At 58.8% G+C, this 14,060-nt stretch carries 13 protein-coding genes; 9 read left to right on the forward strand and 4 right to left on the reverse strand.

Features of this window, described 5'->3' with window-relative positions:
* Positions 1 to 7 precede the first annotated feature (7 nt).
* Complete coding sequence (gene der / locus EKH79_RS02885) at positions 8 to 1,402, forward strand: ribosome biogenesis GTPase Der (RefSeq protein WP_126672270.1); 1,395 nt, start codon at positions 8 to 10, stop codon at positions 1,400 to 1,402.
* A 77-nt stretch (positions 1,403 to 1,479) separates the two neighbouring features.
* Positions 1,480 to 2,649: a molybdopterin-synthase adenylyltransferase MoeB gene (gene moeB / locus EKH79_RS02890; protein WP_126672271.1), complete on the forward strand. Its 1,170-nt coding sequence runs from the start codon at positions 1,480 to 1,482 to the stop codon at positions 2,647 to 2,649.
* Here moeB and EKH79_RS02895 read toward each other — a convergent pair.
* Positions 2,646 to 3,209 carry a GNAT family N-acetyltransferase gene (locus EKH79_RS02895; RefSeq protein WP_126672272.1) on the reverse strand — a complete coding sequence of 188 codons (564 nt, stop codon included), beginning with the start codon at positions 3,207 to 3,209 and terminating at the stop codon, positions 2,646 to 2,648. The genes moeB and EKH79_RS02895 overlap by 4 nt on opposite strands.
* Before the next feature lie 82 nt (positions 3,210 to 3,291).
* Between EKH79_RS02895 and folD the strand changes: the two genes are divergently transcribed.
* The 4 genes from folD (at position 3,292) to tadA (ending at position 8,213) form a co-directional block, all read left to right on the forward strand.
* A complete protein-coding gene (gene folD / locus EKH79_RS02900) occupies positions 3,292 to 4,146 on the forward strand; it encodes a bifunctional methylenetetrahydrofolate dehydrogenase/methenyltetrahydrofolate cyclohydrolase FolD (protein WP_126672273.1) in 855 nt (284 codons plus the stop codon).
* A 225-nt stretch (positions 4,147 to 4,371) separates the two neighbouring features.
* A complete protein-coding gene (gene guaB / locus EKH79_RS02905) occupies positions 4,372 to 5,829 on the forward strand; it encodes an IMP dehydrogenase (protein ID WP_126672274.1) in 1,458 nt (485 codons plus the stop codon).
* Between the two features lie 231 nt (positions 5,830 to 6,060).
* Positions 6,061 to 7,641 (forward strand): glutamine-hydrolyzing GMP synthase, encoded by a 1,581-nt coding sequence (guaA, locus tag EKH79_RS02910; RefSeq protein ID WP_126672275.1) that lies wholly within the window; start codon positions 6,061 to 6,063, stop codon positions 7,639 to 7,641.
* Positions 7,642 to 7,718: 77 nt separating this feature from the next.
* Positions 7,719 to 8,213: a tRNA adenosine(34) deaminase TadA gene (gene tadA, locus EKH79_RS02915; protein WP_126672276.1), complete on the forward strand. Its 495-nt coding sequence runs from the start codon at positions 7,719 to 7,721 to the stop codon at positions 8,211 to 8,213.
* On the opposite strand, the gene EKH79_RS02920 is transcribed toward tadA, so the two are convergent.
* Complete coding sequence (locus EKH79_RS02920; protein WP_425478459.1) at positions 8,184 to 9,032, reverse strand: NAD-dependent protein deacetylase; 849 nt, start codon at positions 9,030 to 9,032, stop codon at positions 8,184 to 8,186. The genes tadA and EKH79_RS02920 overlap by 30 nt on opposite strands.
* A 153-nt stretch (positions 9,033 to 9,185) precedes the next feature.
* Between EKH79_RS02920 and EKH79_RS02925 the strand changes: the two genes are divergently transcribed.
* Both EKH79_RS02925 and EKH79_RS02930 read left to right on the forward strand, forming a co-directional pair.
* Entirely contained in the window at positions 9,186 to 9,857 is a 672-nt protein-coding gene (locus EKH79_RS02925; protein WP_126672278.1) for a Rossmann-fold NAD(P)-binding domain-containing protein, read from the forward strand.
* Positions 9,858 to 9,997: 140 nt separating this feature from the next.
* The gene (locus tag EKH79_RS02930; RefSeq protein WP_126672279.1) at positions 9,998 to 10,435 is read left to right on the forward strand and encodes a universal stress protein; all 438 of its coding nucleotides are present in this window, start codon (positions 9,998 to 10,000) and stop codon (positions 10,433 to 10,435) included.
* 9 nt (positions 10,436 to 10,444) lie between these two features.
* Here the strand turns inward: EKH79_RS02930 and EKH79_RS02935 are convergent, their stop codons facing one another.
* Positions 10,445 to 11,335, reverse strand: coding sequence for a CHAD domain-containing protein (locus EKH79_RS02935; protein WP_126672280.1), 891 nt, complete (start codon positions 11,333 to 11,335; stop codon positions 10,445 to 10,447).
* Positions 11,336 to 11,392: 57 nt separating this feature from the next.
* Positions 11,393 to 13,324, reverse strand: a complete 1,932-nt coding sequence (locus EKH79_RS02940; RefSeq protein ID WP_158621176.1) for a glycosyltransferase family 39 protein — start codon at positions 13,322 to 13,324, stop codon at positions 11,393 to 11,395.
* Positions 13,325 to 13,466: 142 nt separating this feature from the next.
* Between EKH79_RS02940 and EKH79_RS02945 the strand changes: the two genes are divergently transcribed.
* Positions 13,467 to 14,048, forward strand: coding sequence for a GIY-YIG nuclease family protein (locus EKH79_RS02945; protein ID WP_158621177.1), 582 nt, complete (start codon positions 13,467 to 13,469; stop codon positions 14,046 to 14,048).
* Positions 14,049 to 14,060: the final 12 nt, after the last annotated feature.

Genomic DNA, 14,060 nt, shown 5'->3' on the forward strand with positions numbered 1-14,060 from the left:
ATGATTCGTGCTACCCGTCATCGCCCTGGTCGGTCGTCCCAACGTCGGTAAATCGACCCTTTTCAATGCTATGACGCGTAGCCGTGACGCCCTGGTCGCTGACATGCCGGGCGTCACGCGCGATCGACATTACGGTGTCTGCCGAACGGGCGCGCGCCCGTTCGTCGTCGTCGATACCGGCGGCTTGTCCGGTGTCGAGGAAGGTCTCGACGCACTGACTGCGCAGCAAGTGCGCTTCGCCATTGAAGAAGCGCAAGTGCTCGTCTTTGTCGTCGACGCACGCGACGGTTTGATGCCGCAGGACCGCCACATTCTTGATGAGCTGCGCCGCAGCGGCAAACCGATCATTGCCGCCGTCAACAAGACCGATGGTCTTGATGAACAAAACGCGCTGGCCGAATTTGCGGGCTTTGGCATCGCCATAACTTTGCCGCTTTCCGCGGCACACAATCGCGGCACGGAAGATTTGATTGCCGCGGCGCTTCCGCTTCTGCCGGAAGATGTACACGAAGAGCTGGCGCCCGATGATGCGGGGATTCGCGTCGCCATCGTCGGTCGTCCGAACGCTGGCAAATCGACATTGATCAACCGCTTGCTCGGTGAAGATCGACTGATCGTTTCCGACGTCGCCGGCACCACGCGCGATCCCATCCGTGTGCCGCTCGAGCGCGATGGCAAACGTTACACCTTGATCGACACCGCTGGTGTTCGCCGCAAGGCGCGCGTCGAAGAGGGCGTCGAGAAGTTCAGCGTCATCAAGACGCTTCAGTCGATGGCGGCGGCGCAGGTTGTCGTCGTCATGATCGACGCCCGCGAAAACCTTGCCGATCAGGATCTCACCCTGATCGGTCACGCCATCGACGAGGGCAGGGCGCTGGTTATCGCCGTCAACAAGTGGGACGGCATGGATACATATCAGCGCGAACAATGTCAGCGCGCGCTGGAGCGACGCCTGGTATTCGTCAACTGGGCCAAGCAGGTTTTCATCTCGGCGCTGCATGGTTCGGGTTTGCGCGAGCTGATGCGTGCGATTGTGCGTGCGCACACCTCGGCCACGCGCGAACTTGGATCGTCCGATCTCACGCGCACGCTGGAGCGTGCCTACGAAGGCTATCAGCCGCCGTTGGTACGCGGTCACGCGCCGAAGCTGCGTTTCGCCCATCCTGGCGGCAGCAACCCGCCAACCATCGTCATTCACGGCAGTCGCACGAAACACATCGCACCGGCCTATCGGCGCTATCTGGAAAACTTCTTCCGCCAGCGCTACAAGCTCGAAGGCACGCCGATTCGCATCGACTTCCGTGACGGCGAGAACCCCTACGCTGGCAAAAAGAACGTTCTCACCGAAGGGCAGCAACGCAAGCGCCAGCGCATGATTCGCGAGATGAAGCGCAGGCGTTAAAGGCATCAGCCCTTCGTCGGGGATGCCTGATATTGCCCTTGAGCCAGGTACCGCAGTCCCCACGGTACAATACATCCATGAGCGAACCTCTCGACCGAGACTCCTGGCTGGCAGCACTGCGTCAGAGCGTGCCGGAGATTTCTCCCGCCGACGCATTCAGCCGGCAAGCCCAAGGCGCGTTGTTGATCGACGTGCGTGAAGACAACGAACGCGCCGCCGGATTGCCTGCCGGTGCATTGGGCATATCGCGCGGCTTTCTCGAACTTCGTATTGAAGATCACGAACCCGATCGTGCGCGCCCCGTTCTCTTGCTTTGCGCCAGCGGCCGGCGCTCTTTGCTCGCCGCCGAAACCTTGCAGCGCATGGGGTATCGCGACGTTGCTTCCGTTGCCGGTGGTTTTCAGCGCTGGAGCGGCGAAGGATTTCCCGTCGCCACGGGCAACCTCGACGCCGACGCGGCAGATCGTTACGCACGCCAGTTGCGTTTGCCGCAAGTAGGCGAAGCGGGACAGCTGAAGCTCGGTAAGGCGAGCGTCGCGCTGTTGGGTGCCGGAGGATTGGGCGCACCTGCAGCGCTCTATCTCGCTGCGGCAGGCGTCGGACGGCTCACGCTTGTCGATGATGATCGCGTCGAACGCTCTAATCTGCATCGCCAGGTCATTCACGCCGATGCACGCGTCGGCATGGCCAAGACGGAGTCGGCACGCATGACGCTGACTGCGCTCAACCCGCGCATCCAGATCGATCTGCGTAACGAACGTCTTCAGGCCGATAACGTCGAACGCTTGCTTACGGGTCACGATCTGGTGATCGACGGCGCCGATAATTTCCCTGCACGCTATTTGCTGTCGGCCGCGACGCGCCGCTTGAACATGCCGATGGTTTATGGCGCCGTGGAGCGCTTCTCCGGTCAGGTCAGCGTATTCGATCCGCGCGAGCCGGACTCACCGTGCTACCGCTGTTTGTTCCCCGAACCACCAGCAGCCGAAGACGCACCCAATTGCAGCGAAGCGGGCGTCCTGGGTGTGTTACCGGGCATCGTAGGTCTGTTGCAGGCGACGGAAGCGCTAAAGCTCATCCTCGGCCTTGGTGATCCGCTGACCGGGCGTCTTTTGACCTTCGATGCACTCGGCATGCGTTTTCGCGAGACGCGGTTGCCACGCGATCCCGCATGTCCGGGCTGCGGCCCGAACGCGGTATTCAAGGGCTATGAAGACATCGCGCAATGGTGTGCGGCAGCAGGTTAGGCAAGGTCGCCAGGAAGCAGCCCATACACCACGGCGTCGTCCGATTGCCCATGCATGACGATGCGCTGCCGTGCGACGCCCTCGCGCTGCGCACCGATGCGTTCGGCGGTGCGCTGACTTGCATGATTGCCGACGGCCGCGACGATCTCGATGCGTCGCAGCCCCAGCGTTTCAAAACCAAACGCAGTCAGCACGCGCCCGGCAAGTGCCGCATACTCTTTGCCCGTGGCGGAGGGGCGCAGCCAATAGCCCAGGTTTGCGCGCAGGTTGTGTCCGTCTAGTTGGTTTAGCCCAACGTCGCCAATAAGCCGGTCCCGCGCATCGAACACGGCAAACGTGTAGTGCTCGCCCTTCTGCCAACCGTGCCTGGAAAACGCAATCCACTTGAGCGCGTCCGCCATGCCGTATCCGGCATGGCACCATGGCAGCCAGCGGCCCACGCTTTGCAGCGACTCCTGTGCGGCCTCGCACAACGCCGTTGCATAGTCCTCTTGCCATGGACGCAGAGTGAGCGGCGGGGCATCGAGCGTTATCGGATCGGGGCGGCACAGATCGGACATAGGCAGCACGTTTGTGCGAGCAAATTTGTGTGAGCGCAGGGGAGTCGGGATAATGTTGCACTTTGAGGGGCAGGAAAACACTATGAATGCACGCATCCTCGACGGAAAACGCATCGCGCAGGAAGTGCTCGAGCGAATCGCCAAACGTGTCAGCGAGCGCAAGGCTCAGGGTCTGGACGAACCCGGCCTCGCCGTCGTGCTGGTCGGCAACGATGCCGCGTCTTCGGTTTACGTGCGCAACAAACGCAAGGCCTGCCATCAGGTCGGCTTCCGTTCCTTCGATTACGACTTGCCTTCCACCACGACAGAAGCGCAGTTGTTCGCGCTGATCGATCGCCTCAATGTCGATCCCGCCGTGCACGGCATCCTGGTGCAATCGCCGCTGCCCGATCACATCGACGAAGACGCCTTGGTGGATCGCATCGATCCGAACAAAGACGTGGATGGCTTCCAGGCCGTCAACGTCGGCCGGCTTGCCCTGCGCCGTTTCGGTTTGCGGCCGTGCACGCCCAAGGGTGTGATGACGTTGCTCGGTCATACCGATCGCCCTGTGCGCGGACAGCACGCTGTGGTGGTCGGTGTCTCCAATCACGTCGGACGTCCACTGGTGCTCGAACTTCTGATCGCTGGCTGCACTACCACATGCTGCCATCGTTTCACGCACGATCTGGAAACCTACGTGCGACAGGCGGACATCCTTGTCGTCGCCGTCGGCAAACCTGGGTTGGTCAAGGGCGAGTGGATCAAGCCCGGCGCAGTGGTTGTGGATGTGGGAATCAATCGTCTGGAAGATGGACGTCTCGTCGGCGACGTGGACTTCGATATCGCTTCGCAACGAGCCAGCTGGATTACGCCGGTGCCGGGCGGGGTGGGGCCGATGACGGTCGCGACCCTGATGGAAAACACGCTGGAAGCAGCCGAAGCGCGCACGCCATGATTTTCCCCTCTCCCCTTCGGGGAGAGGGTAGGGTGAGGGGGCGCGCTTGCGACAAGCCTGAATAATTGCGCATTGAAAATCAGCGCAAGCCCCAACCCCTCACCTCAATCCTCTCCCCGAAGGGGGAGAGGAGGCAAACGCGACAAACGCGACAAGCGCGACAAGCGCATTCGCATATAGGGCCGCTCCCGCGTATAATCCTCTCTTTGGAGCGAGACTTTTCGCATGCGTATCCTCGCCGAGGCCCTCACCTACGACGATGTTTACCTCGTCCCGGCCCACTCCCAAGTTTTGCCGCGCGACGTGGACACTTCCACGCGACTCACGCGGAACCTTCGACTGAATATCCCCATCGTGTCCGCTGCCATGGACACGGTGACAGAAGCGCGTCTTGCCATCACCATGGCGCAGAACGGCGGCATCGGCATCATCCACAAGAACATGACGGCCGAGCAGCAAGCGGCAGAAGTTCGGCTGGTGAAAAAGTTCGAAGCGGGCGTCATTCGCAGCCCGATTACCGTGGGTCCGCATACATCGATTCGCGATGTGCTCAAGCTGACGCGCGCACACAACATTTCCGGCGTGCCGGTGGTCGATGGCGAACAGCTTGTCGGTATCGTCACCAGCCGCGACCTGCGTTTTGAACGCAAGCATGACGATCCCGTGCGCAACATCATGACGCGCCAGGAAAAGCTGGTCACCGTCAAGGAAGGCGCCAGCCAGGACGAAGTGCTGCTGCTTCTGCACAAGAACCGCATTGAAAAAGTGCTGGTTGTGAATGATGCGTTCCAGCTGCGCGGTTTGATTACCGTCAAGGACATCCAGAAAGCGCGCGACAACCCGAATGCCGCCAAAGATACGCATGAGCGTTTGCTCGTTGGCGCAGCGGTCGGCGTGGGTGGTGACACCGAGCAGCGCGTTGAGGCACTGATCGATGCAGGCGTCGACGTGATCGTCGTCGATACCGCACACGGTCATTCGCAAGGCGTGATCGAGCGCGCCGCATGGGTGAAGAAGCACTATTCGCATGTGCAGGTGATCGCCGGCAACATCGTCACGGGTGAAGCTGCTATCGCATTGCTTCACGCTGGCGTGGATGCGGTGAAGGTGGGCGTCGGTCCCGGTTCCATCTGCACCACGCGTGTTGTCGCTGGCGTTGGCGTACCGCAGATCACGGCTATCGATATGGTGGCCACGGCGCTGAAAGATGAGATTCCGTTGATCGCCGACGGCGGCATTCGCTATTCCGGCGATATCCCCAAGGCGCTGGCTGCCGGTGCGTCCACGGTGATGCTTGGCTCCATGTTTGCCGGTACTGAAGAATCGCCGGGCGAAGTCGAGCTGTTCCAGGGGCGTTCGTACAAGAGCTATCGCGGTATGGGTTCGATCGGTGCGATGGCGCTCGGTTCGAAAGACCGCTACTTCCAGGACGAAGCCGATGCTGACAAGCTCGTGCCCGAAGGCATCGAGGGCCGCGTTCCGTATCGCGGCCCGCTGCGCAACATCATTCATCAGTTGATTGGCGGTTTGCGCGCTTCAATGGGGTACCTCGGCGCGGCCACGATCGACGATGTGCGCAACAAAGCGCAGTTCGTGAAAGTGACTTCGGCCGGCGTGACCGAAGCGCATCCGCACGACATTCAGATCACCAAGGAAGCGCCGAACTATCGGCTCAATTCCTGAGATGGATAACGGGGATGAGTGCCTCAACGCCTCATCCCCGTCGTCATTCCGGCGCAGGCCGGAATCCAGTAGACGTGCCGCTAGATTGTCGCGAGCAACCTGCAAATCGTGCTGTTGCGATAAGGCGACAATCGAAGCGCGTCGACACTGGATTCCGGCCTGCGCCGGAATGACGAGAAGGCACACAAAACGCATTCCCAAGAACGCAACGCTTCTTTGGCTTTCGGCACTATGACAAACATCCATAGCGACAAAATCCTCATCCTCGATTTCGGCGCGCAATACACGCAGCTGATTGCACGACGCATCCGCGAGATCGGCGTCTATTGCGAAATCTGGGCCTGGGACCACAACCCCTCGGAAATCGCTGCATTTGGCGCCAAGGGCATCATCCTGTCCGGCGGCCCCGAATCGACCACGCTGCATGGCGCACCGAAAGCACCGCAGGAAGTATTCGATTCCGGCCTGCCGATTCTGGGCATCTGCTACGGCATGCAGACGCTCGCCGCGCAGCTGGGCGGTGCAACCGAAGCGGCCGATGCACGCGAATTCGGACATGCGCGCGTGGACGTCGTCGCGGCTGATCGCTTGCTTACGGGGCTGAGCGATCACGATTCCTTGCAGATGCTCGAAGTCTGGATGAGCCACGGCGATCACGTCGCCAAGGCTCCTCCAGGCTTCACGATCACCGCCACGACCGATCGCATTCCGGTCGCCGCCATGTCGAATGAAGCCAAGCGCTGGTACGGCGTGCAGTTCCATCCGGAAGTCACGCACACGAAGCAGGGCAACGCGTTGCTCAAGCGCTTCGTCGCCGACATCTGCGGTTGCCAAACGCTTTGGACCGCTGCGCATATCATCGACGACCAGATTGCGCGCGTACGCGAGCAGGTCGGCCAGGATCACGTGCTGCTCGGGCTTTCCGGCGGTGTGGATTCCTCCGTCGTCGCTGCGCTTCTGCATCGCGCGATTGGCGATCAGCTGACGTGCGTCTTCGTGGACACCGGCTTGTTGCGCTGGAAAGAAGGCGATCAGGTCATGGACACCATGGCCGAGCACATGGGCGTGAAAGTCATTCGCGTCAATGCGGCTGATCGCTACTTCAAGGCATTGGAAGGCGTTGCCGATCCGGAAGCCAAGCGCAAAATCATTGGCCGCCTGTTCGTGGAAATCTTCGACGAGGAGTCGGCCAAGCTCACCGCCGCCGGTGGCGGCCATGTGAAATGGCTGGCGCAGGGCACCATCTATCCCGACGTCATCGAATCGGCGGGCAGCAAGACGGGCAAGGCGCACGTCATCAAAAGCCATCACAACGTCGGCGGTTTGCCCGAGCACATGAAGCTCAAGCTGGTCGAGCCGCTACGTGAGCTGTTCAAGGACGAGGTACGCCGCATCGGTGTCGAACTCGGCTTGCCGCGCGAGATGGTTTATCGCCATCCGTTCCCGGGTCCGGGATTGGGTGTGCGCATACTGGGCGAGGTGAAGCGGGAGTACGCCGAGCTGTTGGCTCGCGCCGATGCCATCTTTATCGAAGAACTTCGTAAGGCCGATCTGTACGACCAGGTCAGCCAGGCTTTCGCAGTGTTTCTGCCGGTCAAGTCGGTGGGCGTCGTTGGCGATGCGCGCGCTTACGAATGGGTTATCGCGCTACGGGCGGTGGAGACCATCGATTTCATGACCGCGCACTGGGCACCGTTGCCATACGATTTCCTCGGTACAGTTTCAAATAGAATTATCAATGAGTTACGTGGTATTTCTCGTGTCGTCTATGACATTAGCGGCAAGCCGCCCGCAACCATCGAGTGGGAATAATGAAATCATGGGCTTAGCGGATACTCTTCGCGCCCATGGCATCCGCTTACTCGAAGAACATTATCTAAAGCACTGAAATGGCTGATGAATTAGTAAGCAACTCCGAATCGCCCATCTTCAGTGCCGAGGACGAGGCGTACATGCGCCGCGCCTTGCAACTGGCGGAGCACGCGCGCGACGCCGAGAACGAAGTACCGGTCGGTGCGGTGTTGGTGCAAGACGGCCAGATTGTCGGATTGGGCTGGAACCGCAACATCACCCTGCATGACCCGACGGCACATGCCGAGATCATGGCGTTGCGCGCGGCAGGAGAAAAAGTGGCGAACTACCGTATTGTCGGCGCCACGCTTTACGTCACGCTGGAACCGTGCGCTATGTGTGCGATGGCTTTGGTGCATGCGCGCATCGGACGCGTCGTGTACGGAACGATCGATCCCAAGACAGGCGCGGCAGGCAGCGTGTTCGATACGCTCGTGTCGGAGCGACACAACCATCGCATCGGCGTGCAAGGTGGTTTGTTGGCGGACGAATCCGCCACGCTCTTACGCGATTTCTTCCGCGCCCGCCGCTGATCTGTCGCGCAGCAGAAAGGCCAGTGCTTCTGCGCAGGGTTGTTCAATCTTCAGGTTCAACAATGGATCGGCGCGAGTGCGTCCCAGATTGACGGCAGCGACGGGCTTACCGGCTTTTGCGGCCGCGTGCGCAAAGCGATAGCCCGAGAAAACCATCAGTGACGAGCCGACCACCAGCATGGCGTCGGCATCGTCCAGAGCTTGCATCGCTGTTGCCACGCGGTCGCGCGGCACATTTTCGCCGAAGAACACCACATCCGGTTTCAGGATGCCGCCGCATTCAGGGCAGGGCGGAATGACGAACGTCGCAAAGTCCTGACCATCCAGGTCGGCATCGCCATCCGGAGCGTCGGCCGCATCCAACGTGGCCCATACCGGGTTATGTTCCAGCAGCATCGATTGAAAAGCATGACGCGGGAAACGATGGTCGCAGCCCATGCATCGCACGGTGTCCAGTCGCCCATGCATGTCGACCACGTTGCGGCTGCCTGCGCGTTGATGCAAGCCATCGACGTTCTGTGTCAGCAGCAACTGCACATTTCCGCGCTGCTCGAGTTTGGCTAGCGCATGATGTGTTGCGTTGGGCAACGCATGACCGAATCGTCGCCACCCAACAAGGCTGCGGGCCCAATAGCGTTGGCGGGTCAGGTCGTCGCCCATGAATGCTTGAAAGGTGACGGGCTGCGATCGCTTCCAGCCGCCATCGGCATCGCGATAGTCCGGAATGCCCGAATCGGTGCTGCACCCGGCGCCCGTCAATACAAACAGTCGCTGGTGCAGCTCAATGAAATCGACGAGTGCCGCATCTCCCGCAGCCATGGGTTCGGCTTCAACAAATGCCATATTTCAGGCCTTGCGAACATAAAAATTCATAGTCCGATTATCGCGCGATTTGATGAGCGGCGTTGAAATATGCCGCCCCGGCCATTAGAACGGCTTCAGGCCCATGCGCTTTCCTTAAGGAAAACCTTTATGAACGTTCTGTTGTTTGGCGCAACCGGCATGGTCGGTCAGGGTGTTCTGCGTGAATGCCTGCAAGCCCGCGATGTTGCGCTCGTGCAGACCGTGGGCCGCAAAGCGACCGGCCAGCAGAACGCCAAGCTCAAGGAGGTCGTCTATGACAATCTCTTCGACGTCAACGCCATGGGTTCTGAACTCCAGGGCTTCGATGCCTGCTTTTTCTGCCTGGGTGTGTCGTCGGCAGGCATGACGGAGGCGACCTATAGCCATCTTACTTACGACCTCACACTCGCTATTGCCGAAAAGCTCGCGGCCCTGAATCCCGGCATGACGTTTACTTATGTATCGGGCGCGGGTACGGATAGCACCGAGCAGGGCCGCAGCATGTGGGCGCGCGTGAAAGGGCGCACGGAAAATGCCTTGCAACGGTTGCCGTTCAAAGCCGTGTATCTGTTCCGCCCGGGCGTTATTCAGCCCCTGCACGGCATTCGATCCAAAACAGCCTCTTATCAAATGCTCTATAGCCTCACCAAACCGCTGCTTACGCCATTACGCACACTTTTCCCCAACCATATCCTCACCACCGAGATGGTGGGACAAGCGATGCTCGCGGCGGCGCGACATGGCTACGCCAAAGCCGTGCTTGAAGCCGCTGACATTCGAGCCTTGGCAGCCACTGCGTAAGGCATGATGCATTCCGCCAGATTCGTACGGCGGGTGTAAAATGGGAGCACGTCTTTTGATGAGGGCGGCAAATCTGTCGCATTCAACATGGACATCACGACGATGCGTTCGATGCGGGTCAGCAGACTCGGGGAGGCATCATGTTCTCGCACTTTCTGATACCGACAGACGGTTCCGATCACGCCATGCATGCGGCGCAGATTGGTATCGACTTGGCGAGCAAAATCGGTGCTCGCATCTATGCATTTCACGTGCTGGCGCCACTTCCCGCCGTGGCCTATTTCACGGATGTGATTCAGCACACTGAAGACTCCCACGTGGAGCGTGCCATTGGACGCGCCCAATATCATCTGGCTGAAATTCAGGCCATGGCAGAACGGGCAGGTGTCATTTGTCAAAGCGGCTACGCGTTTGATCGGCGCCCTTATGTGGCCATAGTCGGCGCGGCCAAAGTGCAACTGTGCGATTTGATTGTGATGGGTACGCACGGGTACACGAGCCTTGATCGGCTTTTACTTGGCAGCGAAACCAATAAGGTGCTGACGTGTTGCAGTATTCCGGTTCTGGTGTGCCACTGACGGCATCGATTAACGGCCGAGGTGGCTGGAATCCTGGGCAACGTACGCCCGGAGGGCTTTTCCCTTCAGCGTGGACAAAGCGGTCTGCGATGAAAGATCTGACGACTTCCGTTTAAGCGCATGGCTCAACGCCGCTGCATCGGCACATGTGTCTGCCAGCGCATCGAGCGTTTGCAGGAAAACCTGAAAGTCCTGGCGCCAACCCAGGCGGTCTGTCACCAGCAGCAATTTCTTTGCGCGCTCTGCATAACGCTTTGAGCGCGCATTCTTCATGCTTGCCGCACGACGAGCTTTACTAGCAAGTTCGAGTTCGTATCGGAGTTTTCGTGCGCGCCGACGCCATCGATGAAACGCATCGGGTGTACGTTCGTCCATGGCTTTCTTGCGCGCTTTCCTGACGCGTTTGGCGCTATGGCCAATCACTTCCTTGATCTGTGATGGAGTGACGTCCTGCCAGGGCAAGCTCTGCAGCTTGGTTGTAAGTCGCTCCACCTTGCTGCGCTTTCGTCGCCAATCGGGGTCGGCTTTAAGCGCGTCACGCAACAGTTTGGTGCTGTGGTTTCGAAGTGCGTCCAAAAGCGCAGGCGTCAATCTGGCCTCGTGTGCCGAAGCCAGCGATTTTGCCGTTCGTTTGGCTATGTGCGCATCGCGCAGGCCAGAGAATCCACGCAAAAGCTGCCGCAGTGCATTATCCAGCGCGGCCACTTGCCTAGTTGGTGGCGGAGCCACGAATGCAAGTAGGCTCCGCAGGCGCCGGCATGACTTACGGGCACGGTGAATATTTTCATGGCGCTGCTTTTTCAGCGCCAGCGAACGCTGGAGTGATCGGCACTCCTTTACGGCTGCAGCGCGCAACGCCAGCCCAATCGTCAGGTCGCTTTCATTTCTCGCAACAGTCATTGGTTCAGATTACTCGTAGAAATGTCTACGAACGTGCCTTATTTAGTTTGAAATTCATCACAGGCCGCCGTCTATTTGATTAGCCGAGGTTGGCGAAGGTAATGGACTGCAGCCCGGATATGTGGGATTGGGCCAGACGTCCCAATTTATTTTGCTGGCGACGACGTCGCAGGTTATGCGTTGTACGGACAGAAAGTCCTGGTGAACGGTCTTTCCGTTCCAACGCTGAATGGAATAAATATCCACCGTGTAGGGGGCTCCGGCGTTACCCACGTGGCTCGTCAGGTAGTCGACGATGACTTGATCACCGAACACCTTGGCGTCTTGTTTTGTCAGCTGTACGTGTGGAAGAACGGGTGCTTCGACGGGAGCGCCATCTGGCGCTTTGGGGATGGCTACATACACATAGCCTTCTGGCGTGGGTTGCCATTTCAGTTTCAACTTCAGGCGCGGGCGCGTGTAGGTATTGAATTCCTGCATCAATACACGGTGCTCTGCAATCCCGGGTTGTCGTGCCAAATCCAGTGCGATCTTCAGCGCACGCCCCTCATCGGGGTCATGGACGTTCCAGGTAAGCAACGCGCAGCTATCCGTGCCGGCATTGGCGGCGCGCAATGCGAGCAACTCAGGCAAGCCGGGCGTGGGGTGTCTCGCAGCGAGTTCTCGCGGCATGTAAGCCGCGGTCTGTGTTCCCGGTGGCATGTAGTAGTTGAAGTAGGCAACTCGGGTAAGCATCCGGAAAAAATCCGATTCGTGACCAAAACGATAAGGCATCACGACAGGCAATGTTTGACCGGTGCATCCCGGAAGCTGTTGTACGTAGTGAGCGGTTGCGCGCCAGTTTTCATTCCGTGATAGCTCGCGTCCAGGCAACAGCAGCAGATACGAACCAACCATGAGCATGGCCAACAGGGCGAGGATCGAGCTTCTGCGTGTGTCGCCTCTTGGTCCAGCGGCGTCGTAAAGACGCCCCAGCAGAAACCACGCAAATGGCGAGCACGTCAGTAGGTTGCGATCCGAGAAAGACGGTGCGACGGCAATCGATACGCCAATGCCGCAAACGATGACGCCAACGAGGGCTGTGCTGGCGACGATGGTTGTCCAGCGCGTATCCTGATCATCAAAGACGAAAAACGGCTCGCGAGCAATGCGCTGCCGGCACGCAAAAACAAGCAGGAGCGCTACCACGATGGCAACTTCCCCGGAGACAAGCAAAGTAATTGCCTGATGTGTTTGCTGGTTAAAAAAACCGGGGTCGTTGCTGAACCACATGTCTTGCAGATTGTGCTCAGAAGCATGCATCAGTATTTTGTAGTAAACGACGTTAAAGCCGAGCACCACCAAGCCTGTAGCAACCAAGGCCGCACGTGTGCGCCACGACGGTATGGTAAGAATCAGGACAAACAAAACCATGCCCTGTCCAAGCAAAAGATAGGCGTGAGTAAAGCTGGCAACCAAAGCCAGCAGACTGAGACCTATCCAAAGTGCCCAGGGGAAATGGGGCTGGCTGCGAACCCGTCTGCGAAATGCGATCGCAACAGCCAACATGGCCGAAGCGAGAACCATGCACAACGTATAGCTGCGTGCGTTTTGCGATTGATAAAACCAGAAGTCCGAAGTGGCCGCGACTGCACATGCAAAAGCAATCGCTGTCTTGCTGAGCACTCGCCGTGTCCCAATCGCAAAAATGATGATGGCCAGCACGGCGAAGATGGCGCTCGGCAAGCGCAGAGCCCATTCCGAAAAACCTGCAATGCGCGTCCAACCATATAAAAAGAAAGAGTAGACGGGAGGGTGTGCATCGGTCAGCTGACGACGGAAAACTTCACCCAGCCCATCGTGATGATTAACCAGATAGACAGATAGAAGCTCGTCGATCCACAAGCCGCTGTTTGACAACCCAACGAAAGCCGCCACGCAGGCGACAAGTGTAATCGCGCCAAAAACACCTGCTTGCCAGTTGGCCGGCCCCTTTAGCGCAGCATTCATGCAGTAGTTCTCATTTGTTTTGGATACCCCATACGTGCGGCGACACTGGCATAAATGCGGGGTCAAAACAATGGATTGTGGCCTGCAAAGGCGCATGCTTTTACGATGGCGCCGAGCAACCACGAGAGAGGTTTCAAGTGTTGTGAAAGAGCGTGGTAGCCGAACTTATGTCTATGTGCTTCCGAACCTGGGTGAGGACCTTATCAAGGTTGGCTTGACGCAGGATCCGTTCGAGCGTTTTCGGGCCTTCCACCCGCGCTTTTACGCGTATTTTGATCTGGAGCAGGGACTATTGATCGAAACCAGGCAACTGCGGGAGGCGCGCCGCGTTGAACGACTCTTTATCGAGCGCTGGTCCGAACATCGGGCTACTGCGCCTACCATCGTCCATGAAACAGCAGGTGGGCATACCGAATGGTTTCGTGGCATTGAGACCTTGGTGCCCGAATTTGCGGCGCGCATTGCCGAACGTTACGGTTACACGCTGCACACACCATTGAAAGCGTGGTTGGGAGGAAGGTTATTCGAACACGCGGATACGCTCTATCAGTGGTCGTCTACAGTGCTCGATGACATACAACAAAAAGCACTCTACGAACCCGGTGTGCGCGACCAACGATTGGAATCCATGCTGCGTAACATGCTGGACATGTACGCAGCCATGGATTTTCAAATTGAACCACTTGTGCCTGTGAGTGTTTTCACTTGGTACACGACACGGTAGCAAATGCGCTGA

The sequence above is a fragment of the Dyella dinghuensis genome (genome assembly GCF_003977615.1).
In the GTDB taxonomy this organism is placed as follows: domain Bacteria; phylum Pseudomonadota; class Gammaproteobacteria; order Xanthomonadales; family Rhodanobacteraceae; genus Dyella_B; species Dyella_B dinghuensis.